1 protein-coding gene is annotated in these 371 nt (G+C 46.4%); it reads right to left on the bottom strand.

Annotation, left to right across the window (positions count from 1 at the left end):
* Positions 1-17: 17 nt before the first annotated feature.
* Positions 18-371, bottom strand: a 354-nt coding sequence (locus EMM73_RS19910; protein WP_458351837.1) for an elongation factor Tu, incomplete at its 5' end; no start/stop codon positions are given.

Here is a 371-nt window from a genome sequence, read left to right as displayed (position 1 = left end):
TTTTCAAGTGCTGATTATTAAACCAGTACTTTAGATACTACACCAGCACCTACTGTGCGGCCACCTTCACGGATTGCGAAGCGTAAACCTTCGTCCATCGCGATTGGGTTGATCAGTTCAACAACAAACTTCAGGTTGTCGCCTGGCATTACCATCTCTACGCCTTCTGGCAGTTCTACTGAACCAGTCACGTCTGTAGTACGGAAGTAGAACTGTGGACGGTAACCTTTGAAGAATGGAGTATGACGACCACCTTCTTCTTTTGATAACACGTACACTTCACCTTCGAACTTGGTGTGTGGCTTGATTGAACCTGGCTTCGCTAATACTTGACCACGTTCTACGTCTTCACGCTTAGTACCACGTAACAG

This window comes from Rheinheimera sediminis, assembly GCF_004005375.1.
Classification (GTDB): domain Bacteria; phylum Pseudomonadota; class Gammaproteobacteria; order Enterobacterales; family Alteromonadaceae; genus Pararheinheimera.
Note: the sequence above shows the minus strand (reverse complement) of the source record. Positions and strands in the feature narration are given on the sequence as shown.